Origin of the sequence: Bacillus sp. 220_BSPC (genome assembly GCF_001054655.1) — a bacterium.
GTDB classification, from domain to species: domain Bacteria; phylum Bacillota; class Bacilli; order Bacillales; family DSM-1321; genus Peribacillus; species Peribacillus frigoritolerans.
This window is the reverse complement of record NZ_JVPL01000291.1, coordinates 1-22,596: the sequence shown is the minus strand read 5'-3', so window position 1 is coordinate 22,596 and position 22,596 is coordinate 1. Positions and strand designations below refer to the sequence as shown.

General features: G+C 40.7%; 20 protein-coding genes. 9 read left to right on the top strand and 11 right to left on the bottom strand.

Features of this window, described 5'->3' with window-relative positions; translation table 11 throughout:
• Positions 1-148: 148 nt before the first annotated feature.
• The gene (gene yyaC / locus ADA55_RS23430; protein WP_048687971.1) at positions 149-784 is read left to right on the top strand and encodes a spore protease YyaC; all 636 of its coding nucleotides are present in this window, start codon (positions 149-151) and stop codon (positions 782-784) included.
• Between the two features lie 49 nt (positions 785-833).
• On the opposite strand, the gene ADA55_RS23425 is transcribed toward yyaC, so the two are convergent.
• The 11 genes from ADA55_RS23425 to rpmH all read right to left on the bottom strand — a co-directional run bounded on the left by ADA55_RS23425 (position 834) and on the right by rpmH (position 11,228).
• The gene (locus tag ADA55_RS23425; protein WP_048687969.1) at positions 834-1,535 is read right to left on the bottom strand and encodes a DUF554 domain-containing protein; all 702 of its coding nucleotides are present in this window, start codon (positions 1,533-1,535) and stop codon (positions 834-836) included.
• 52 nt (positions 1,536-1,587) lie between these two features.
• Entirely contained in the window at positions 1,588-2,451 is an 864-nt protein-coding gene (locus tag ADA55_RS23420) for a ParB/RepB/Spo0J family partition protein (RefSeq protein WP_048687966.1), read from the bottom strand.
• Positions 2,444-3,205, bottom strand: a complete 762-nt coding sequence (locus ADA55_RS23415; protein WP_034316249.1) for a ParA family protein — start codon at positions 3,203-3,205, stop codon at positions 2,444-2,446. The genes ADA55_RS23420 and ADA55_RS23415 overlap by 8 nt, the downstream gene beginning before the upstream one ends.
• A 260-nt stretch (positions 3,206-3,465) precedes the next feature.
• The gene (gene noc / locus ADA55_RS23405) at positions 3,466-4,326 is read right to left on the bottom strand and encodes a nucleoid occlusion protein (protein ID WP_034316169.1); all 861 of its coding nucleotides are present in this window, start codon (positions 4,324-4,326) and stop codon (positions 3,466-3,468) included.
• Positions 4,327-4,706: 380 nt separating this feature from the next.
• Positions 4,707-5,423 (bottom strand): 16S rRNA (guanine(527)-N(7))-methyltransferase RsmG, encoded by a 717-nt coding sequence (gene rsmG / locus ADA55_RS23400; RefSeq protein WP_048687962.1) that lies wholly within the window; start codon positions 5,421-5,423, stop codon positions 4,707-4,709.
• Between the two features lie 29 nt (positions 5,424-5,452).
• A complete protein-coding gene (gene mnmG / locus ADA55_RS23395) occupies positions 5,453-7,339 on the bottom strand; it encodes a tRNA uridine-5-carboxymethylaminomethyl(34) synthesis enzyme MnmG (protein ID WP_034316172.1) in 1,887 nt (628 codons plus the stop codon).
• A gap of 21 nt (positions 7,340-7,360) precedes the next feature.
• Positions 7,361-8,746 (bottom strand): tRNA uridine-5-carboxymethylaminomethyl(34) synthesis GTPase MnmE, encoded by a 1,386-nt coding sequence (mnmE, locus tag ADA55_RS23390; RefSeq protein WP_048687958.1) that lies wholly within the window; start codon positions 8,744-8,746, stop codon positions 7,361-7,363.
• Between the two features lie 329 nt (positions 8,747-9,075).
• Positions 9,076-9,696 (bottom strand): RNA-binding cell elongation regulator Jag/EloR, encoded by a 621-nt coding sequence (jag, locus tag ADA55_RS23385; RefSeq protein WP_048687956.1) that lies wholly within the window; start codon positions 9,694-9,696, stop codon positions 9,076-9,078.
• Positions 9,693-10,481 carry a YidC family membrane integrase SpoIIIJ gene (gene spoIIIJ / locus ADA55_RS23380; RefSeq protein ID WP_048687953.1) on the bottom strand — a complete coding sequence of 263 codons (789 nt, stop codon included), beginning with the start codon at positions 10,479-10,481 and terminating at the stop codon, positions 9,693-9,695. The genes jag and spoIIIJ overlap by 4 nt, the downstream gene beginning before the upstream one ends.
• Positions 10,482-10,656: 175 nt before the next feature.
• Positions 10,657-11,013, bottom strand: coding sequence for a ribonuclease P protein component (gene rnpA / locus ADA55_RS23375; RefSeq protein WP_048687950.1), 357 nt, complete (start codon positions 11,011-11,013; stop codon positions 10,657-10,659).
• An 80-nt stretch (positions 11,014-11,093) separates the two neighbouring features.
• Positions 11,094-11,228 (bottom strand): 50S ribosomal protein L34, encoded by a 135-nt coding sequence (rpmH, locus tag ADA55_RS23370; protein ID WP_034316183.1) that lies wholly within the window; start codon positions 11,226-11,228, stop codon positions 11,094-11,096.
• Positions 11,229-12,158: 930 nt separating this feature from the next.
• Here rpmH and dnaA point away from each other — a divergent pair.
• The 8 genes from dnaA (at position 12,159) to ADA55_RS23330 (ending at position 22,164) form a co-directional block, all read left to right on the top strand.
• Positions 12,159-13,508 (top strand): chromosomal replication initiator protein DnaA, encoded by a 1,350-nt coding sequence (gene dnaA, locus ADA55_RS23365; RefSeq protein WP_034316187.1) that lies wholly within the window; start codon positions 12,159-12,161, stop codon positions 13,506-13,508.
• 193 nt (positions 13,509-13,701) lie between these two features.
• Positions 13,702-14,838, top strand: a complete 1,137-nt coding sequence (gene dnaN / locus ADA55_RS23360; protein WP_048687946.1) for a DNA polymerase III subunit beta — start codon at positions 13,702-13,704, stop codon at positions 14,836-14,838.
• 220 nt (positions 14,839-15,058) lie between these two features.
• On the top strand, positions 15,059-15,271 hold the full coding sequence (gene yaaA, locus ADA55_RS23355) for a S4 domain-containing protein YaaA (RefSeq protein ID WP_034316192.1): 213 nt from the start codon (positions 15,059-15,061) through the stop codon (positions 15,269-15,271).
• A gap of 21 nt (positions 15,272-15,292) precedes the next feature.
• Positions 15,293-16,411 (top strand): DNA replication/repair protein RecF, encoded by a 1,119-nt coding sequence (gene recF / locus ADA55_RS23350; RefSeq protein WP_048687943.1) that lies wholly within the window; start codon positions 15,293-15,295, stop codon positions 16,409-16,411.
• A 12-nt stretch (positions 16,412-16,423) separates the two neighbouring features.
• Positions 16,424-16,687, top strand: coding sequence for an extracellular matrix regulator RemB (gene remB, locus ADA55_RS23345; protein ID WP_034316197.1), 264 nt, complete (start codon positions 16,424-16,426; stop codon positions 16,685-16,687).
• A gap of 74 nt (positions 16,688-16,761) precedes the next feature.
• Entirely contained in the window at positions 16,762-18,687 is a 1,926-nt protein-coding gene (gene gyrB, locus ADA55_RS23340; RefSeq protein WP_034316251.1) for a DNA topoisomerase (ATP-hydrolyzing) subunit B, read from the top strand.
• Positions 18,688-18,782: 95 nt separating this feature from the next.
• Entirely contained in the window at positions 18,783-21,335 is a 2,553-nt protein-coding gene (gene gyrA, locus ADA55_RS23335; RefSeq protein WP_048687939.1) for a DNA gyrase subunit A, read from the top strand.
• A 379-nt stretch (positions 21,336-21,714) separates the two neighbouring features.
• On the top strand, positions 21,715-22,164 hold the full coding sequence (locus ADA55_RS23330; RefSeq protein WP_142398533.1) for an HD-GYP domain-containing protein: 450 nt from the start codon (positions 21,715-21,717) through the stop codon (positions 22,162-22,164).
• The last annotated feature ends 432 nt before the right edge of the window (positions 22,165-22,596 follow it).

Here is a 22,596-nt window from a genome sequence, read left to right as displayed (position 1 = left end):
AATTGGTAGAGGATAACGTCGATTCATATCCCCTTCACCTGTTTGCATGTTTTGCAAAAAATTCCCTCACCCATCATGTTAAATACCGTATATTTTCCTCTTTTTATCCGTATACTGTAATACCAAATAAAGTAAAGGAGTTGAGCCGATGAATCTGAATTCTAGTCTATTTAATAATAATAAAAATAGATTAAGTCGCATCCTGCATGAAGATACGGATGCATCCAAACAAATTTCCCAGGAATTAATCAACCTTCTCCCAACAGGAAAGCTTCAACCAATCGTCATCGTCTGCATAGGCACAGACCGTTCCACAGGCGATTCACTCGGACCACTTGTCGGCACTCTGCTTAGTGAAAAGGCTGAAAGCAGTTCTTCTTCATTCCATGTTTATGGTACTCTGGATGACCCTATACATGCGATGAATTTACAGGAAAAATTAAATGAAATTAAAAAGCTGCATGCCAATGCCTTTATAGTCGGAATCGATGCTTGCTTGGGGAAAATGAAAAGCGTCGGCATCGTTCAGATCGGCCAGGGACCAGTTAAGCCGGGTGCCGGGGTCAATAAAGATCTTCCTTCCGTCGGAAATGCCCATATTACAGGAATCGTGAATGTAAGTGGATTCATGGAGTTCATGGTCTTGCAGAACACGCGTCTTAATCTTGTCCTAAAAATGGCCAAAACAATTGCCGAGGGGATTTATGAAGCACAAAATCATTATCCAATAAAACCTTCCATCACTCCTTTCACATGGTCATTCAAGCAAGAAAAAACCCTTTGATCGGTTTTTTCATAAAAAAGAAGGAAGGGGCCAGCCCCTTCCTTCTTTTTTATACATAATACATGAAAGTAACCAGAATGGCAGTGATCATTATGCCCGGAAGCAGATTCGCCACCCTGATTTTGGTGACACCGATAATATTCAAACCAATCGCCAAAATCATGACTCCACCAGTTGCCGTCATTTCCAATATGAAGGAATCCATTAATGCAGATGGGATCATCGTATTGATCTGCCTTGAAAAAACCGCCAGGAATCCCTCATAAAGAATGATCGGAAATGCTGAAAAAAGTACCCCTATGCCTAGCGTGCTGGCGAGGACAAGTGCTGTGAATCCATCGATTATCGCTTTTGTTATCAAAACGTCATGATCATTCCGGATACCGCTATCCAGGGCACCGATAATGGCCATCGCCCCAATCCCAAATATGAGCGTAGCCGTTACAAACCCCTGAGATATCGAGGTTCCTTCCTTCGCTTTCATCCTGCGTTCAATCCAATTGCCTAAAGAATTAAGCCTGCCCTCAAGATTCATCCATTCACCGAGGACCGCCCCGCCGACAATACTTAAAATGACAACAAGGAAATTATCACTTTTAAACCCCATCTGCAAACCTAAAACCATCACGGCTAAACCGATACCGCTCATGACCGTTTCTTTAATCTTTTCAGGTATACGTTGTAAAAACCTTCCTAAAATCGAGCCGATTAAAATGCAGGCACCATTCACCAAAGCCCCTAATAATACCATCTCATCCACCTAATTTTCTGCATAAGTCTTCATGATCTTTTCATAAGGGGATCTAAGAGGAAAGGTTCTCTTGATCGATCAAGTTCAAAATTCTCTCTAAATCTTCTTTTGAAAAGAATTCTATTTCTATTTTTCCTTTTTTCTTGCTTTGTTTTATCGTTACGCTCGTTCCTAGTCTTTCACGCAGACTTGTCTCCCTTTGCTTTATGAAGATATCTTTTTTCTCTTGTTTCTTAGGTTTGGTTTCACGTGAAACGGTATCATTCAATTGATGTATATACTGCTCTAGCTGTCTGACATTCATACCTTCCTTGAGGATTTTATCCGCTACCGGCTTGAGCATCTCTTTTTTCTTTAAACCCAGCAATGCCCGGCCATGTCCCATGGAAATTTCCCCATCGGAGATATATCTCCTAATTCCTTCAGGCAAAGATAGTAATCTAACATGGTTGGCAATATGGGGTCGGCTTTTTCCCAGCCGGTTGGCCAGCTGCTCCTGGGTGAATTCCAATTTTTCAAGAAGCGTTTGATAAGCGGCAGCCTCCTCGATCGGATTCAAATCTTCCCGTTGCAGGTTTTCCAAAATGGCCAGTTCCATCATCTGCTGTTCACTCAATTCCCTCACAACGACTGGAACTGTCTCTAAGCCAGCTTCCTTGGCAGCACGATAACGCCTTTCCCCAGCCACGATTTCATATCCCTTAATACTTTTCCGGGCAATAATCGGCTGTAATATCCCATGCTCCATGATGGATTGCTTTAATTCCTCTATAGCTTCTAGCCGAAAGCTCTTTCGGGGCTGATAAGGATTTGGCCTTAATTCCCTTAATTTGATTTCGCGCACGATTTCATCTTTACTGATCTCCCCACTGTTGAAAAGTAGTGCGTTAAGTCCTTTGCCAAGCCCTTTAGCCATTTGATACCACTTCCTTTGCCAATTCTAGATAGACCTCCGCCCCTCGTGACTTTGGATCATATATAATTATCGGTTCTCCATGGCTCGGTGCTTCACTCAAACGGACATTGCGGGGAATGATGGTTTGGTAGACTTTATCCTGAAAGTATTTTTTGACTTCTTCTATGACCTGGAGACCTAAATTTGTTCTTGCGTCCAACATCGTCAATAGCACACCCTCGATTTTCAAATCATGGTTCAAATGCTTTTGGACGAGGCGGACCGTATTCAATAGTTGACTCAAACCCTCCAATGCATAATATTCACATTGTACCGGGATCAAAACAGCATCGGCGGCCGTTAAGGCATTAAGCGTCAGCAAACCCAATGATGGAGGGCAGTCAATCACAATGTAATCATACTGGCTTTGCACCTCTTCTAACGCCCTTTTTAATCGGACTTCCCTTGAGATGGTTGGAACAAGTTCAATTTCTGCACCCGCAAGTTGAATTGTCGCAGGTATAGCATATAGGTTTTCTACCTTTGTTTCCATGATAACGGTACTGGCCTCAACATCATCAACCAATACATCATAAATACATTGTTCCACATCTGCTTTGTCAATACCTGCACCGCTTGTCGCATTTCCCTGCGGGTCAATATCGACCATTAAGACTTTCTGTCCAATGTATGCAAGACAAGCACTTAAACTGACAGAAGTTGTCGTTTTTCCAACACCGCCCTTTTGATTGGCAATGGCGAGAATCTTACCCACGAATTCACCCGCTTTCAACTATCTTCATGACGCTATATCTATTGATTTTTACCGTGAATCCAATTATTTCTTTCTATTTTATCATGAATGTTACTGGAAGAAATCGTTTTCTGAAATTCCTCTTAAAATTTGAAATACATCTAAAAGCAGTAAAAATCCAGGAAAAGTTGAATGTTTTAAAAGTGGAAAATGCCAGTTTTGGAGAGAAAATAAAAAAAGCTTGGTAATCGGAGACTACCAAGCGGGCTAAGGATGGGGAATCAAGTTTTTTTCTTGGGTATTTTAATCGTGAACTGATAATACTCCTCGAATTCTTCTTCCTCTGCATCCAGATTTATTCCATTGTCTGTAACCATACTGAGTGATTGGCGGATGGTATTCACGGCAATCCTCATGTCTTTACTAAACGCTTTTCGCTTAGGTTTCGGCTTCTGCACAGTACCCGTTAAGAGCTTGACGACCTGCTCTTCGGTCTGCTTGACGTTTAACCCTTTTTCGATGATTTCCAAAAGCAGTTTTAACTGCTTTTCAGGACTCTTTAACGGTATCAACGAGCGGGCATGGCGTTCCGTAATTTGCTTTTGAAGAAGTGCATCCTGAACCTCCTGCGGCAGCTTAAGCAGCCGCAGCTTATTCGCCACGGTAGATTGACCGATTCCCAGTCTTTGTGCCAGGGCTTCTTGGGTTAAACTATGCAGCTCCAATAGTTTTCCGTAAGCCAAAGCTTCTTCAATCGGTGTCAGTTCTTCACGCTGAAGGTTTTCTATCAGCGCAACCGAAGCCGTTTCTGTATCGGTGAAATCTTTGATTATAGCAGGTGCCAATTCCCAGCCAAGCTTTTGCATGGCCCGGAAACGACGCTCACCTGCAATGATTTCATATTTTCCCTGACCATAAGCCCTTACTACAATTGGTTGAATGATCCCATGTGTATGGATCGTTTGAGCCAATTCGGCAATTTTATCGTCATTAAAAACGGTCCTTGGTTGAAATCGATTAGGCACAATGTCAGAAATGGAAATTTTTCTTATTTCTTCATTATTATTGCTAGGTGTCTCCATCTCTAGTTGCTCTTCTTCTTTTTCGCCAAACCCAAAGAACCGCGAAAAAGGATGCTTCATCTTCCTACACCACCTTTTAAAACTCCCAAATAACATATTCTCTATTTAAAGGACAAGTCCTGCATACATTTCCCGACATGGTTATACATATGGCCCTTCACTGTAAAAAACATGTCGACTGGCACCATCAAGGCAATAATGAGGGTCGACGGCCAGTTTTTATAAATATCGGCCGGCTTTCCCAAAATTATTTCCCTGAATCAGCCAGCTAAGGGCAAACATCTTAACCTGTACCGAAAATGCCTTATTGTTGGCAAATGCAGTATTAAGTGAAAATAATAAGGTCATACATTTATAGTAAAAGAAAATAAGGGCAAGTACCAGCCATATATATCTGAATCCTCTGCTCTTACTATGAAATCATACTCATCGTACAGAGGTTATTCAATAGGCTGCTTATTCGGTGTCCCTGGTTTTCTTGGGTATTTTTTAGGAGTCTTCTTCACTTTTTTTACAGTAATGATGTTTCTTTCACTATTTTCCTCTGGCAATGTGAAAGGATGAATTTCTTCGATTTCTCCGCCTAATGTAAAAATGGCCTTCTTCCCTGTGTCCATTTCATCTTGTGCACTAGCCGCTTTCATGGCAATGAACGTCCCATCCAGTTTAACAAGCGGCAAACATAGTTCACTTAAAACCGACATCCTGGCTACCGCCCTCGCCATGACAATATCATAGAATTCGCGATGCTCGGGTTTTTGGGCGAAGGTTTCCGCCCGGTCATGATAAAAAGATACTCCCTTTAATTGCAATGAATCCGCAAGGTGATTCAAAAAAGAAATTCGCTTATTCAAGGAATCCACAATCGAGACGTGGATATCAGGGAAACAAATCTTCAATGGAATACTCGGAAATCCAGCTCCAGCCCCAACATCGCAAATTCGATAGGATTCGTTAAAGTCAAAATAGAAGGCTGCACTGATTGAATCATAAAAATGCTTAAGATAAACTTCTTCTTTATCTGTGATGGCTGTTAAGTTCATCTTTTCGTTCCATTCCACCAATAATCGATAATATGTGTCAAACTGATCAAGCTGTTGAGGAGAAAGCTCGATCCCTTTCTCCAGCAGTGCTTGTTGGAACTGTTCAATATTCATATTTTTTCAATCCTTTTCGGGTATTTCCGTTACTGAGACACTCTGGCAATCTTACCTTGTTCCAAATAAACAAGCAGAATGGAAACATCAGCGGGATTCACACCGGAAATTCTTGAAGCCTGAGCTACTGATAGCGGGTGGACCTGCTTTAATTTTTGACGTGCTTCCGTTGCAAGACCAGAAATTGCATCATAATCGATATTCTCTGGAATCTTTTTGTTCTCCATTTTTTTCAGGCGATCGACTTGCTGCAAGGATTTTTCGATATATCCTTCATACTTGATCTGGATTTCGACCTGTTCCGTCACTTCTTCACTCAGTTCGACATCACTTGGCGCCAACTTCTGAATATGGGAATAATCCATTTCAGGCCTTTTCAATAAATCGGATGCACGGATTCCATCCTTTAACTCACTGCCGCCACTTGCAGTAATGACTTCTTGCACCTCTTTGGTCGGTTTAATGAAGTTTGATTTCAATCGTTCCTTTTCCATTTCAACCGCTTCTTTTTTCATAAGGAAACGTTTGTAGCGTTCTTCTTTGATCATTCCGATATTGAATCCAATTTCCGTTAAGCGTAGATCGGCATTATCATGACGCAATAATAAACGATATTCTGCACGTGAAGTCAGCAATCGGTATGGTTCATTCGTGCCTTTCGTTACAAGGTCATCAATGAGAACACCAATATAGGCATCCGAACGGCTTAAAATCAGTTCTTCCTTACCCATTGCATTCAATCCTGCATTAATACCGGCCATCAATCCTTGTCCTGCTGCTTCTTCATAGCCGGATGTCCCGTTAATTTGGCCAGCAGTATATAGATTTTTGATTTTCTTCGTTTCAAGTGTAGGCCATAACTGCGTAGGAACGATGGCATCATATTCAATTGCATATCCAGCACGCATCATTTCCGCTTTTTCAAGTCCCGGAATTGTTTGCAGGATTTTCACTTGCACATCTTCAGGCAGACTGGTGGATAAACCTTGCACATAAACTTCCTTTGTATTGCGACCTTCAGGTTCCAAGAAGATTTGATGCCGTGGTTTATCATTAAAACGAACGACTTTATCTTCTATCGACGGACAATAACGCGGTCCGGTTCCTTTAATCATTCCGGAATACATTGGTGAACGGTGTAGATTCTCATCAATGAGCTGATGTGTACCCTCATTCGTATACGTTAACCAGCATGGCAATTGATCCGTTATGAACTTTGTTGTTTCATAAGAAAAGGCACGAGGCACTTCATCGCCAGGCTGAATTTCCGTTTTGCTGTAGTCTATAGAAGAACTATTCACACGTGGAGGCGTTCCTGTTTTAAAACGGACCAAATCAAATCCTAACTGCTCCAAGTGTTCGGAAAGCCTGATGGAAGGCTGCTGATTATTAGGGCCGCTTGAATATTTCAGTTCCCCTAAAATGATTTCACCGCGTAAATATGTTCCCGTCGTGATTACGACAGTTTTCGCACGGTACACCGCACCTGTTTTAGTGATGACACCCGTACATACGTCGTTTTCAACAATTAATTCCTCTACCATTCCTTGAATCAATGTCAAATTTTCTTGGTCTTCTATCGTCTTTTTCATTTCTTGCTGATAAAGAAATTTATCTGCCTGCGCCCGCAGAGCACGAACGGCCGGACCTTTTGCCGTATTGAGCATCCTCATTTGAATATGGGTCTTGTCGATATTTCTTCCCATTTCCCCGCCTAAAGCGTCAATTTCCCTAACGACTATCCCTTTTGCCGGCCCGCCGACGGAGGGATTGCATGGCATAAAGGCGACCATATCCAAGTTAATGGTGATCATCAACGTTTTAGCTCCGACTCTTGCAGCGGCAAGGCCTGCTTCACTGCCAGCATGACCGGCACCAATAACAATGACATCATAGCTACCTGCTTCGTATTGCATATCCTTTTCCTCCTTTTACGTTTATTTTCCTAAACAAAATTGAGAGAACAATTGGTTGATCAAATTATCCTGAACGCTTTCGCCAATGATTTCTCCAAGTAACTCCCATGCTTTCGTGAAATCGATTTGAACCAAATCAACCGGTGTACCCATTTCAATAGCATCAATTGCATCTTCGATTGCCTGTAATGCCTGTCCCAGCAAAGCTATATGCCTTGCATTGGAAACATAGGTCAGGTCTCCCGTTTCTAAAGAACCTTCGAAAAATAAAGAAGCGATCGCTTCTTCCAATTCATCGACCCCTCGATCTTCCAGTAATGAAGTCGTAACAACTTTATGGGATGTCGCCTTTTCCTTAACCTTTGCCATATCGATTTTTTGTGGAAGGTCTGTTTTATTGATGATAACGATAACATCCATTCCTTCAACCGCTTGGAATAGTTTCTCATCTTCAGTAGTGAAATCATCGGAATAGTTCAATACAAGCAATATTAAATCCGCTTCTTTTAATACTGCACGAGACCGTTCAACTCCAATTCGTTCAACGATATCTTCCGTTTCGCGAATTCCTGCTGTATCGACAAGTTTAAGCGGTACACCGCGAACATTGACATACTCTTCAATAACATCACGTGTTGTACCTGGAATATCAGTGACGATCGCTTTGTTTTCATGAACTAAGCTGTTAAGCAATGAAGATTTTCCGACATTAGGACGACCTATGATAACGGTCGCAAGCCCATCCCGAAGGATTTTCCCCTGTTGGGCCGTATGAAGCAGTTTCTCTATTTCATTCTTCACATAACTGCCTTTTTCCAAAAATAAACGATGCGTCATTTCTTCGACATCATCATATTCCGGATAATCTATATTTACCTCGACTTGAGCGAGGGTCTGTAAAATTTCCTGACGCAGATTTTGGATTAACTTCGAAAGCCGGCCTTCCATTTGACCTAGTGCAACATTCATGGCTTTATCCGTTTTGGCACGGATTAAATCCATAACGGCCTCAGCTTGGGAAAGATCGATCCTGCCATTCAAAAAGGCCCGTTTCGTAAATTCACCAGGTTCCGCTAAACGAGCACCTTGTGAGAGAATAAGCTGCAGTACCCGATTGACCGAAACGATTCCACCGTGACAATTTATTTCAACTACATCTTCCCTTGTAAATGTCTTTGGACCCATCATGACCGAAACCATGACTTCCTCTATGATTTCACCTGTTTTAGGCTGGATAAGGTGGCCATAATGAATCGTATGTGATTTCACTTCAAGCAATCCTTTTCCACCTGGTCCTTTAAAGATCCTATCGGCTATTTCTATGGCCTCATCACCGCTGATTCTAACGATGGCGATTGCCCCTTCCCCTAAGGGAGTAGAGATAGCGGTGATTGTATCGAATTCCATGCTTTCACCTCTTATATATTGATGGTTCTATTTTTTTCTGATAATAAAATCGTCGAATCCCTAAATTACTACAATACCACAGTATATTCATGAAAAAAAGTAGATACTCCTTCCTTCCAAGAGTTATCCACACGCCATTAATCCATATTCTGTAACAACCATTTTAACTTATCCACATGTGAATAACAAATATCGCCCGCTTCATTTTCTTCCATCCCCTTTACGGATCAAGAAAATATAAAAAGTTTGTCACTTAATGGAAAATTCGCAAAAAAAATATTCGACATACAATGGCTAAAAAAAAGAACCCCTGCTTAAAAGCAGAAGGTTCATTTAAGTGGAGTAATGACCAAGTGACGATATGGCTCCGTCCCACTTGAGGTTGTTTTTATTTTTGGATAATCCAGGAGAGCATTATGGATGACCTTACGTTCATAGGATGGCATCGGCTCCAATGAAACAGCTTTACCTGTTTTCGTGGCTTTATTTGCCATTCTTTCAGCCAATTGGATTAAGGTGTCATTGCGGCGGCTTCGATAATCTTCTGCATCTACGGTAATATTCAAAAACTGCTTCGAATATCGATTAGCTACCAGCTGTGCTAAATACTGAAGTGAATTTAGTGTTTGACCCCTTTTTCCAATCAATAATGCAATTTTATCACCTGATAAATGGAATGTTACGTTCTTACCTTTACGGGTGACATCTATTTGTGCATTGACTTCCATTTCGACGCAGACATTCTTCAAAAATCCAAGTGTCTCTTCAATGGGATCCGGAGGCAATGTAACATGGACGATTGCCTTCCTTGCACCAAATAAACCAAAAAACCCTTTTTTGCCTTCATCTTCTACTTCAATTTCCACGCGATCCTTCGTGCTGTTCAATTGAGCTAAAGCTAAATTTACTGCTTCTTCGACAGATTGTCCTGTAGCAGTCACTTTTTTCACTTTTTCTTTGCCCCTCCCGCGTTTTCCGCAGCTGCTTTTCTAAGATCCGGACCTTTGATGAAATATGTTTGCACGATCCCAAAGATGTTACCAACTACCCAGTAAAGAGAAAGAGCAGCGGGGAAATTAATAGCAAATACAACAATCATGATTGGCATGATGTAAAGCATCATCGTCATTTGTGCAGCCATTTGTGGGTTGGAGTTCATTCCAACCATGGACATCTTTTGCTGGATGAAAGTCGTGATACCTGCAACGACCGGTAAAATATAATAAGGATCCGGGGAACCTAAATCAAACCAAAGAAAACTATGTAAAGCAATTTCTTCCGTACGGCTGATTGCATGGTAAAATCCGATCAAAATCGGCATTTGCACCAATATCGGCAAACATCCCGCCAATGGATTCACATTATATTTCGAAAATAGAGCCATTGTTTCTTGCTGTAGTTTTTGTTGTGTGGCAGCATCTTTTGAGCTGTATTTAGCTTGAAGTTCTTTCATTTCAGGCTGAATGGCCTGCATGGCTTTCGAGCTTTTCACCTGTTTGATCATTAATGGAAGTAATGCCAGGCGAATGATTAGTGTAACGCCGATGATTCCCAAACCATAGTTCTCGCCGAATGCTTCAGAAAGCCAGATGATCAGGGCTGATAATGGATAGACAATGTATGAATTCCAAAAACCTTCACTATCCGCAGTAATAGGTTCTTTAATTTCCGTACACCCTGCCAACAGCATCATTATCGAGGCTAGTCCAATAATGAGTAATATTCGTTTTTTCAACCGTAATTTCCTCCTAACTGCAATCAATCTTTTTTGAAACAATTGTGAACTGTTTATTAGAAGATTTCAAGGAAAAGTAATCCACTTTTACCACAGTTACAATCGGAATTTTCTATGTCATCTTACTCAAGTAACCATATGATACGAGGAGTGCTTATTCGATATTAAGGGGACTTTATTGTTTTTTCATTTTAAAGTTTAGTGATTTAGAACGCTTCAGGACATGTATCAAGCTGCTTTTCACCTGGAAAAAGTCCATCTCCGCCGCTGGTTTTCGAGCAATCACAATATAATCCTTACCCTCTTCTATATCTTCTTTCAATTCCAAAAACGCTTGCCGTATGTATCTTTTGATTTGGTTCCTTACAACGGCGTTCCCGATTTTTTTACTGACAGAAAGGCCGATCCTAAAATGATCCTGACCCGGCTTTTCAAGGACATAGACAACGAATTGCCGATTAGCAGAAGATTCACCTTTTTTAAACACAAGCTGAAATTCATCCTCTTTCTTAATCCTTAACTTTTTTTTCATTTTTACACCTTCATTACATGAATTGAGTCTCAGTAAATCCCTTATTTTGCGAAAAAAGACCACTGAGACTTTTCAGTGGTCTATGCAGATAATACTTTTCTGCCCTTACGGCGACGTGCAGCGATTACTCTACGTCCGTTTTTCGTGCTCATACGTGCACGGAAACCGTGAACTTTACTATGTTTGCGGTTATTCGGTTGATAAGTTCTTTTCATTATATGACACCTCCCTGAGGAATAACAGTTAAAGACAGTCTTTACAATTATATAGATGGAGGTTTCTACTTGTCAACCTCATCCATAAAAATTTTCTTTTTTTAATGCTCAATGTCCAGTAGGCCTTTTTTTACTACCTAGCCTATTGTAAATGATTTTGCCCCGAACTGATATAGAAATTTTTGGGGAAAGGGAAATTTCCATCATTTTATCCTTTAGCACGAATATGAAATTCGCAAGTATCCTCCTTTCCGACACAACATTCGACAAATTATAAGAATGAACCTGAATCACTTTCGATCTTTCCCCATGGAGGTCTTCCGCTTGAACACCTGGTTCATATCAAATTAATTCGAGCCTATAATCACCGTCTGTGGATAAAATTCGACATGTTTTTTTCTATCCACATCCCATTTTAGAGACTTTTGCACATAACAATGGCCTGTGGAAAAGTTTTTCCCACAAGCTCGGTAAGTTGTGGATAAAGTTTTCTAACCCATTGCAAGACGCCTGAATTTCTGATATTATATTTGTGTTTTCACTCTGAATAACTTTATCAACAGGTAACGTTTATCCACAGACTGTGAATAACTTGTGGATAGTTTATCCGACCTGTGTATATTAATCTGTCCACAGATGGTGGATATTGTCGAAAACCCTTTTTTCTTCTTTATTATATATTTCTTAAAATACCTGTTGATGAATTAACATTCAAATCTACACTGGCTCACCAGATGTAGTCTGTACAAAGGTTGTACAGCGCAAGATATAGTTTTGGGCACTTCACATTACACAACACAAAAATTCCTTAATACAGCTCACCGAACCTTTGCTGTCAAAATTAATATGAAGACGGCAATCGATGAGTTTATTTGTGCCTATACATTTAAATAAAATGATTAAAATTTTTTTTGCAAAGGAGGGATAAGTTTGGATAACATCGATAGCCTCTGGAACCAGGCGCTCGGAAAAATCGAAAAGAAAATCAGTAAGCCAAGCTTTGAAACTTGGCTTAAATCAACCAAGGCTTATTTACTGCAAGGTGATACATTAACAGTCACCGCTCCCAATGAATTTGCCAGGGATTGGCTTGAAGAACGCTATTCCCACCTTATTTCCGATGTATTGTTTGAACTTACTGGTGAGGAATTGGAAGCAAAATTCATCATTCCCCCCAATCAAGAAGATGATGATTTTGCCGTTCCTGTTCAGCCTAAAAAGATAAAAAAACAGGATAAAGAGCATGCTGCATTTCCACAGCATATGCTTAATGCGAAAAATACATTCGATACATTTGTCATCGGCTCCGGCAATCGTTTTGCCCATGCCGCGTCTCTCGCTGTCGCAGAAGCTCCGGCCAAAGCCTATAATCCCTTATTCATATACGGGGGCGTCGGCCTTGGAAAAACTCATTTAATGCATGCAATCGGGCATTATGTTCTAGAGCATAATCCGAATGCGAAGGTCGTTTATTTATCGTCTGAAAAGTTCACGAATGAATTCATCAACTCGATCCGGGACAATAAAGCTGGGGAATTCCGTGATAGATACCGAAGCGTGGATGTTTTATTAATTGATGATATTCAATTTCTTGCGGGAAAAGAACAAACTCAAGAAGAGTTTTTCCATACATTCAATGCGCTGCATGAAGAAAGCAAACAGATCGTCATCTCGAGTGACCGCCCGCCAAAAGAGATACCTACACTAGAGGATCGCCTCCGTTCAAGGTTTGAGTGGGGCTTGATCACGGATATCACGCCGCCTGATCTGGAAACGCGGATTGCCATATTGCGTAAAAAGGCAAAAGCTGAGGGTCTTGATATCCCGAACGAAGTCATGCTCTATATAGCCAACCAAATCGATTCCAATATTCGTGAGCTTGAGGGTGCACTTATTCGTGTCGTCGCTTATTCTTCATTGATCAATAAAGACATAAATGCCGATTTGGCAGCTGAAGCATTAAAAGACATCATTCCTAGCTCAAAACCTAAAATAATCACCATCTTGGAAATCCAGAAGACGGTCGGTGAACATTATAGTGTCAAACTTGAGGATTTCAAGGCGAAAAAACGGACTAAATCCGTGGCCTTTCCAAGACAGATTGCCATGTATCTTTCCAGGGAATTGACGGACTCTTCCCTGCCCAAGATAGGTGATGAATTTGGAGGCCGCGATCATACGACCGTCATCCATGCGCATGAAAAAATCTCTAAACTCATGCAAACGGACACCCAGCTTCAACGTCAGGTTAAAGAAATCCAGGACCAGCTGAGGGTATAATGGATTCTGGATAATGTGAATAACTGGCGACTACTTACACACAGTCTGTCCACATGTGGATAGACTGTTTTTCCTTAGGTTGAGTGGACTTATCCACATATCAACAGGGCCTACTACTATTACTACTATCTTTTTTAATAAAAATTATTAATAAATATGCCTATTCGGCAATAAAAAAATTGGAGGATGAAACATGAGATTTATAATCCAAAGAGATCGATTAGTTCATAGTGTCCAAGAAGTAATGAAAGCAGTCACATCAAGAACGACGATTCCGATCCTAACAGGGATAAAGATAAGCGTTACTAGTGAGGGGGTCACTCTAACAGGCAGTGATTCAGATATTTCCATCCAATCATTCATTCCCGCTGAGGTTGACGGTGATGAGATTGTTGAAGTTAAAAGCAGCGGCGGTATTGTCCTGAATGCCCGTTTTTTCAGTGAAATTGTCAAAAAGCTGCCGATGGATACTGTAGAAATTGAAGTGGAGAATAACTTTCAAACGATTATTCGCTCGGGAAAAGCTGAATTTAATCTAAATGGACTGGATCCTGAGGAATATCCGCATCTTCCGATCATTGCAGAAGAAAATATTTTCAAACTTCCAACGGACCTTTTAAAGACCCTTATCCGCCAAACTGGCTTTGCAGTGTCCACGTCAGAAACACGCCCCATCTTAACAGGTGTAAACTTGAAGGTTCAAGATGACGAATTGACCTGTATTGCAACAGATAGTCATAGGCTTGCAATGAGAACAGCCAAAATAGAAAATAAAATTAACGGGACCTATAGCGTTGTCATCCCAGGTAAAAGTCTGAATGAGTTAAGTAAAATCCTTGATGATACAAACGAACTCATTGAAATCGTCATTACCGAAAACCAAGTACTTTTCAAAGCTGAAAATTTATTATTCTTCTCAAGACTTCTTGAAGGCAATTATCCCGATACATCACGATTGATTCCATCAGATAGCAAAACCGATGTGACTGTTCACACAAAGGATTTCCTTCAAGCGATCGACAGGGCTTCTTTATTGGCCAGAGAAGGAAGAAATAATGTCGTTAAATTGACAACCCTGGAAGGCCGTATAATCGAAGTCTCTTCCAATACTCCTGAAATTGGTAAAGTAATTGAGGAAGTTCAGGCAGAAGTCATTGAAGGTGAAGACCTGAAGATCTCATTCAGTGCCAAATTTGTAATGGATGCTCTAAAGGCATTGGAAGGTTCCGATATAAAAATTAATTTCACAGGTGCAATGCGTCCGTTTGTCATTCGTCCGCTACATGACGATTCCATGCTGCAATTAATTCTCCCGGTAAGAACTTACTAAGCTAAAATAATATTTCAAAAAAATTAAAGGCTTGTGTAGCAGGTCTTTAATTTTTTTATATTTAAAGATAGATTTCCAAAGGGTTTTTGGCGTTTTTTAAATGCTGTACGGAACGCTTAATCGCTAAAAATAAGAACTGAAAAAGCTATACTTTGTCTTAATGGGATTAATTTAGTAAAATGAAATATTAAAGACTACTTAGAAATGAGTGAGGCATGAAATGGACTCCATAAAAATCAATACTGAATATATTACGCTTGGACAATTCCTGAAATTGGCCGATTTAATCCAAAGCGGCGGAATGGCGAAATGGTTCTTAAGTGAATACGAGGTTTACATTAATGGCGAATTAGACGTGAGAAGAGGCAGAAAATTAAGATCAGGTGATAAAATAGAGATTCCTGGATTTGGCACCTACACAATTACAAGCTAAAACATAAGGGAAGAGCGGAATATGTATATTGAAAATATAAGTTTGAAAAATTACCGCAACTATACCGAATTGAATCTGACTTTTGAGAATAAAGTCAATGTAATCCTCGGCGAAAATGCTCAAGGAAAAACAAACGTCATGGAATCGATTTTCGTTTTAGCAATGGCAAAATCTCATCGCACCTCAAATGATAAAGAACTTATTCGCTGGGATGAAGAGTATGCTAAAATAGAGGGAAGAGTTAGAAAGAGAAATACCTCAATACCACTTGAGCTGACCATTTCAAAAAAAGGGAAAAAGGCGAAGTGCAACCATATTGAACAAAGAAAGTTGAGTCAATATGTCGGAAATATGAATGTGGTCATGTTTGCGCCTGAGGATCTAAACCTTGTAAAGGGAAGTCCTCTAGTCAGACGCCGTTTTATAGATATGGAAATTGGCCAGGTTTCTCCCGTATACCTTCATGATATGAGCCAATATCATAAAATACTTCAACAAAGAAATCATTACTTAAAGCTTCTGCAGACCCGGAAACAAACGGATACGACGATGCTTGACGTGCTGACCGACCAATTTATTCAGTATGCAGCGAAAATTGTCGAAAGAAGATACGAGTTTCTTTTAAAGCTCCAGCAATGGGCAGAACCGATTCATTCGGGGATCTCCAGAAATCTAGAAGTATTGAAAATCCAATATAAACCGTCGCTTGATGTATCAGAATCTATGGATTTGACGAAAATGATAGAAGTATACACAGAAAAATTTGATAAAATAAAAACAAGGGAAATTGAACGGGGTGTAACACTGGTAGGTCCTCATCGTGACGACCTGGTTTTTTTTGTGAATGACCGTGATGTCCAGACATACGGTTCACAAGGACAACAGCGCACAACGGCCCTGTCTTTGAAACTTGCCGAAATTGAGCTGATCCATGAAGAAATCGGCGAGTATCCCATTTTATTATTGGATGATGTGTTATCGGAACTTGACGATTTCCGTCAATCCCATTTACTGAATACGATACAAGGGAAAGTGCAAACATTCGTGACGACACCCTCCGTTGATGGAATCGATCATCAAACCCTAAGAGAAGCGTCCACCTTTTATGTTAGTCAAGGAAGTATAAAAAAGGTTAAATGATGAGGTGAATGTATGTATCTCCATATTGGTGAAGACATTCTTGTGAAAACGGACGATGTCATAGCCATTTTAGATAAGAAGCTGCTCCAGGCCTCTCCAATCATGAGTGAATTTTTGGAGAAAAAATCTGATGTAACTTCCCATTTAGCAAAAAACTCGGTTAAATCGATTGTAGTGACGGACAAACAGGTATATTATTCACCGCTTGCGTCGTCCACTTTGAAAAAGCGTTCACTGCAGCCATCGCTCTTAATCGATGATATAGATATTCTTTGAATTGTAGCTAAACGTTATAATTACTCCTTAAAATTGATAATGCCAAAAGAAAAGTGTAGGTGATACGTATGACAATGGAACAAAAAGAAGTACAAGCTCAGGCATACGATGAGAATCAGATACAGGTTTTAGAAGGCTTAGAAGCAGTTCGTAAACGTCCGGGGATGTATATCGGCACTACCTCTGCAAAAGGACTTCACCATCTTGTTTGGGAAATTGTCGATAATAGTATTGATGAGGCACTAGCCGGTTTCTGTACGGAAATCAAAGTGACGATCGAAGAAGACAATAGCATAACCGTAGTCGATAATGGTCGGGGAATTCCTGTGGGGATCCATGAAAAAATGGGACGCCCAGCTGTAGAAGTAATCATGACGGTCCTTCATGCGGGCGGTAAATTTGGCGGCGGAGGTTATAAGGTCTCCGGCGGTCTGCATGGTGTGGGGGCATCAGTAGTTAATGCCTTATCCACGGTATTGGAAGTTTACGTTCATCGTGAAGGTAAAATCCATTATCAGCAATTTAACCGCGGTATCCCAAAAGAAGATTTGAAAATCATCGGGGAAACCGATCATACCGGAACGACTGTACACTTCATTCCTGATGGTGAAATCTTCACGGATACCCTGGAATATGACTTCGATACATTAGCCACACGAATCCGTGAGCTTGCATTCCTGAATAAAGGGTTGAAGCTGATCATTGAAGATAAACGTGAAGAAGAAGAAAAAATCAGGGAGTTCCACTATGAGGGCGGTATCAAATCTTATGTTGAGCATTTGAACCGTTCTAAAGAGGTATTGCATGAGGAACCGATTTTCATGGAAGGCGAGAAAGATGGAATTTCCGTTGAATTGGCTTTGCAATATAATGACAGTTATATCAGTAATGTCTTTTCTTTTGCTAATAATATCCATACCTATGAAGGCGGTACACATGAATCAGGATTCAAGACTGCTTTGACCCGTGTCATCAATGATTATGCACGGAAAAATGGTCTTTTAAAAGAAGCTGATGCCAATTTCTCAGGTGAAGATGTCCGGGAAGGCTTAACGGCAATCATTTCGATTAAGCATCCTGATCCACAATTTGAAGGTCAGACGAAAACCAAACTCGGAAACTCTGAGGTAAGAACGGTTACTGATTCCATTCTTTCGGAACGACTTGATGCCTTCTTATACGAAAATCCTGCCGTGGCCCGAAAAATTGTAGATAAAGGGCAAATGGCAGCGAGAGCCCGATTGGCAGCGAAGAAAGCACGTGAATTGACCCGGAGGAAAAGTGCTTTGGAAGTATCCAATCTACCAGGTAAATTGGCAGATTGTTCTTCTAAGGACCCGAGTATCAGCGAATTATACATCGTTGAAGGAAACTCTGCGGGAGGATCGGCAAAACAAGGGCGGGACCGCCATTTCCAAGCTATCTTGCCGCTAAGGGGTAAAATCCTTAATGTTGAAAAAGCGCGTTTGGACAGAATCCTGCATAATGAAGAAATAGGTACGATCATCACAGCACTTGGTACAGGGATTGGTGATGAATTCAATACTGAAAAAGCTAGATACCATAAAATAGTTATCATGACCGATGCGGATGTGGATGGTGCCCATATCAGAACACTGATGTTGACATTCTTCTACCGGTATATGCGAAAAATCATCGAGTATGGATATATATATATTGCTCAGCCGCCACTTTTCAAGATTCAGCAAGGGAAAAAAGTGGATTATGCTTATAATGACCGCGAGCTTGAAGAAATCATGGCAAGTTTGCCAAGTACTCCAAAGCCTAACCTGCAGCGTTATAAAGGGCTGGGGGAAATGAATCCGGAGCAATTGTGGGAAACGACCATGAACCCAGAAACGAGAACGCTGCTTCAAGTCAGTTTGAAAGATGCCGCCGAGGCTGATGAAACTTTCGAGATGCTGATGGGCGACAAGGTGGAACCGCGACGTAACTTCATTGAAGAAAATGCAATTTATGTAAAAAATCTTGATATCTGATTTTTGACAGGATGCTTTTTACATCCTGTTCTTTACATAGTGCACGAACAGTTAAACTTAAATGAGATATAAGCTTTTAATAGGAGGTTGGCTCCATGTCAGAAAATGAAAGATCAGGTGTTAAAGAAATAAATATAAGTACCGAGATGCGGACATCGTTTTTGGATTATGCGATGAGCGTTATCGTGTCGCGGGCTTTGCCTGATGTAAGGGACGGTTTGAAACCGGTACACCGAAGAATTCTTTATGCAATGAACGATCTTGGAATGACTTCGGATAAACCATTTAAGAAATCAGCCCGTATTGTCGGGGAAGTTATCGGTAAATATCACCCGCATGGTGATTCGGCAGTATATGAAACGATGGTACGGATGGCGCAACCTTTTAACTATCGCTATATGCTTGTGGATGGACATGGGAATTTCGGTTCGGTCGATGGTGACCAAGCTGCCGCAATGAGGTACACCGAAGCGAGAATGTCGAAAATCTCGATGGAGTTACTCCGGGACTTAAATAAAGATACGGTCAATTTCCAGGATAACTACGATGGTTCAGAAAGAGAACCAGCCGTCATGCCTGCCCGTTTCCCGAACTTGTTGGTGAATGGTTCATCAGGAATAGCGGTAGGAATGGCAACCAATATTCCGCCCCATCAATTAGGTGAGGTAATTGACGGCGTATTGGCTTTAAGCAAGAATCCTGAAATTACAATTCCAGAGTTGATGGAATATATTCCTGGTCCGGACTTTCCGACAGCCGGTTTGATTTTAGGGAGAAGCGGAATCAGAAAGGCCTATGAAACCGGTAAAGGGTCAATCATTCAACGGGCGAAAGTCGAGATTGAAGAGAAACCGAATGGTAAACAGGTAATCCTTGTTAAGGAAATCCCTTATCAAGTGAATAAAGCAAGATTGATTGAAAAAATTGCAGAACTTGCCCGAGATAAGAAAATCGAAGGCATCACCGACTTACGGGATGAATCGGATCGCAATGGCATGCGTATTGTCATGGAGCTTCGAAAGGATGTTAATGCGAATGTCCTTTTAAACAACCTGTATAAGCATACCGCGATGCAGACCACCTTCGGAATCAATCTGCTTGCTTTGGTGGACGGTCAGCCAAAGGTGCTGAATTTAAAACAATGCCTGCGCTACTACTTGGAGCATCAGCAGGTAGTCATACGGCGCAGGACTGAATTTGAACTGCGGAAAGCGGAGGCACGTGCCCATATTTTAGAAGGTTTGCGTATTGCACTTGATAATTTGGATGCAGTCATTTCGTTGATCCGCAGTTCCCAAACGACAGATATTGCCCGTGAAGGCTTAATGACACAATTCTCACTTTCCGAAAAACAGGCGCAAGCTATCCTGGATATGCGTTTACAGCGCTTGACAGGTCTGGAACGTGAAAAAATCGAAGATGAATATCAGGCATTAATGGCTATAATTGCAGAATATAAAGCGATTCTTGCTGATGAGGAAAAGGTTCTTGAAATTATCCGTGAAGAGCTTCTTGAAATTAAAGAACGTTTTGATGATAAACGGAGAACTGAAATCACATTAGCCGGCTTTGAAAGCCTGGAAGATGAAGATTTAATACCAGAGGAAAATATAATCGTGACACTTACGCATAACGGTTATATTAAACGCTTGCCTGCAACCACATACCGCAGTCAAAAACGCGGGGGGCGCGGAATACAGGGTATGGGAACGAATACAGATGACTTTGTCGGTCACTTGTTAACCACTTCGACTCATGACACTCTATTATTCTTCACCAACAAAGGTAAAGTCTATCGTTCAAAAGGATATGAAATACCTGAATATGGCAGGACGGCAAAAGGATTGCCGCTTATCAACCTGTTGGAAGTCGATAAAGGCGAGTGGGTCAACGCAATCATACCTGTGAAGGAATTTGCGGACGATTGGTATTTATTCTTCACGACCAGACATGGTATATCAAAGCGTACACCTTTATCGTCTTTTGCAAATATCCGTAATAACGGTTTAATTGCCCTAGGTTTACGTGAAGATGATGAATTGATCTCTGTCCGACTTACGAATGGAGAGAAACAGATCATAATTGGAACGAAGTCCGGAATGATGATTCGTTTCCCTGAGACGGATGTACGGACAATGGGACGTACTGCAGCAGGAGTAAAAGGGATTTCCTTAGGGACGAATGATGAAGTTGTCGGAATGGAAATTCTTGAAGATGATGAAGAAGTCCTGATCGTTACGAAAAACGGTTATGGAAAAAGGACCTCTGCGGAAGAATACCGTATTCAAAGCCGTGGAGGCAAAGGAATAAAAACATGTAATGTCACTGAGAAAAATGGTGAACTTATAGCCGTGAAAACAGTTACGGGTGAAGATGAAGATTTGATGCTGATAACAGCAGCTGGTGTATTGATCCGAATGGAAGTCGAAGGCATTTCTAAAACGGGCCGTAATACACAGGGTGTTAAGCTCATCCGACTCGAATCCGCAGATAATGAATATGTTTCTACGGTGGCCATCGTAGGAAGGGAAGAAGAAGAAGAAAAAGACATGGATATAGAGGCTGTAACAACTCTAGATCCGGATTCTGATCCTGAACCTACTGTAAATGAAGAAAATGAAGAAACTGAAAAAGATACGGAAGAATAATCTTTTCCTGAAAAAGGGGTTCGGAATTAAAATTCCGAACCCCTTTTGAAATTCCCTTTGATTATTTTTAAAACAATGAGAAAGCGGGAGTATCCGTAGGCAACGCTCAAATTGTATAAACCGTAAAAAAACTGTAGACCCAGCAATAAAGCTGGGTCTTTTTTGCATTAGCTCGGTTTCAAAGTGATATCAGAGTGTTCGGGTTTGGGTAAAAAGACTCGTTTGTTTCGAAGTGATTTCCTAATCCCCCTTATGGACAAGGCTTTAGAGGAACCAGAAAACATTTTGATGCTGCACCACTATTGCAAATAAAGAAGAATATGTATTTCATCATGCTATTTCCATTGGATTGATAGACATCAGCCCTATTGCATTTAAAATGAAATGCAATAGGGCTGATGTCTATCAAGCTGCAATTGGCGGATGTCTGGCAGATTGCGGGATGGCAAAACTGCCACCAAGTTTATTAAATAAAAGGGAAAGCCTGACGGCAGATTATTATAAGGAGATACATGCCCATCCCATTTTCAGCTACAAGATGATAAAGGATAGTTCCATCATTAAGGATAGTGTGAAGGTAGCCGTTCTAGAGCATCATGGAAGGTTAGATGGAACGGGTTATCCCAAAAGATTGAAAACAAAGCCCATGAACTTATTTACAAAAATCATTGCTGTTGCAGATGTATTTCACGCCATGACTTCCGAAAGGGCATATAGAAAGAAACAGTCACCGTTTAAGGTATTGGAAATGATCTTCCATGATGACTTTGGTAAATTTGATATTGCGGTAGTTAAAACCTTGTTATCAAGCTCACTAATTTTTCCATAGGAAGCCGGGTCAAACTGAACAATGGATTCATCGCTGAAATCATTTTCATTGATGCCGGCTCGCAAACAAGACCGGTCGTAAAGGTGATGGATAGTGGGCAAATTATCAATTTAGGGATTAATCGTGAATCATATATAGAAGAAATACTATAATGTTTAAAGAAGAATTCCACTCTTGAAATGTAAGCTTTTTCTTCTTGATCAGGGGTAAATCATAGTATTTGAAATCTATGAATGGATGTATATTATTTATTTTAAAATAACTATTGCTTTTATTCCTGATACTAGATATAATAACTAAGTCGACAGCGAAAGAATAAAGTCGTTGACAAGAAATAATATAGATGATATATTATTAAAGTCGCTTACGAAGTAACGACGATAAATCGCTCTTTGAAAACTGAACAGAACAAAGCGCCAACGTTAAATTTTA

Coding starts and splice junctions, on each gene's coding strand:
- yyaC (WP_048687971.1), top strand. CDS start 149: ATGAATCTGAATTCTAGTCTATTTAATAATAATAAAAATAGATTAAGT.
- ADA55_RS23425 (WP_048687969.1), bottom strand. CDS start 1,535: ATGGTATTATTAGGGGCTTTGGTGAATGGTGCCTGCATTTTAATCGGC.
- ADA55_RS23420 (WP_048687966.1), bottom strand. CDS start 2,451: ATGGCTAAAGGGCTTGGCAAAGGACTTAACGCACTACTTTTCAACAGT.
- noc (WP_034316169.1), bottom strand. CDS start 4,326: ATGAAGCATCCTTTTTCGCGGTTCTTTGGGTTTGGCGAAAAAGAAGAA.
- rsmG (WP_048687962.1), bottom strand. CDS start 5,423: ATGAATATTGAACAGTTCCAACAAGCACTGCTGGAGAAAGGGATCGAG.
- mnmG (WP_034316172.1), bottom strand. CDS start 7,339: ATGCAATACGAAGCAGGTAGCTATGATGTCATTGTTATTGGTGCCGGT.
- mnmE (WP_048687958.1), bottom strand. CDS start 8,746: ATGGAATTCGATACAATCACCGCTATCTCTACTCCCTTAGGGGAAGGG.
- rnpA (WP_048687950.1), bottom strand. CDS start 11,013: ATGAAAAAAAAGTTAAGGATTAAGAAAGAGGATGAATTTCAGCTTGTG.
- rpmH (WP_034316183.1), bottom strand. CDS start 11,228: ATGAAAAGAACTTATCAACCGAATAACCGCAAACATAGTAAAGTTCAC.
- dnaN (WP_048687946.1), top strand. CDS start 13,702: ATGAGATTTATAATCCAAAGAGATCGATTAGTTCATAGTGTCCAAGAA.
- yaaA (WP_034316192.1), top strand. CDS start 15,059: ATGGACTCCATAAAAATCAATACTGAATATATTACGCTTGGACAATTC.
- recF (WP_048687943.1), top strand. CDS start 15,293: ATGTATATTGAAAATATAAGTTTGAAAAATTACCGCAACTATACCGAA.
- remB (WP_034316197.1), top strand. CDS start 16,424: ATGTATCTCCATATTGGTGAAGACATTCTTGTGAAAACGGACGATGTC.
- gyrB (WP_034316251.1), top strand. CDS start 16,762: ATGGAACAAAAAGAAGTACAAGCTCAGGCATACGATGAGAATCAGATA.
- gyrA (WP_048687939.1), top strand. CDS start 18,783: ATGTCAGAAAATGAAAGATCAGGTGTTAAAGAAATAAATATAAGTACC.
- ADA55_RS23330 (WP_142398533.1), top strand. CDS start 21,715: ATGAAATGCAATAGGGCTGATGTCTATCAAGCTGCAATTGGCGGATGT.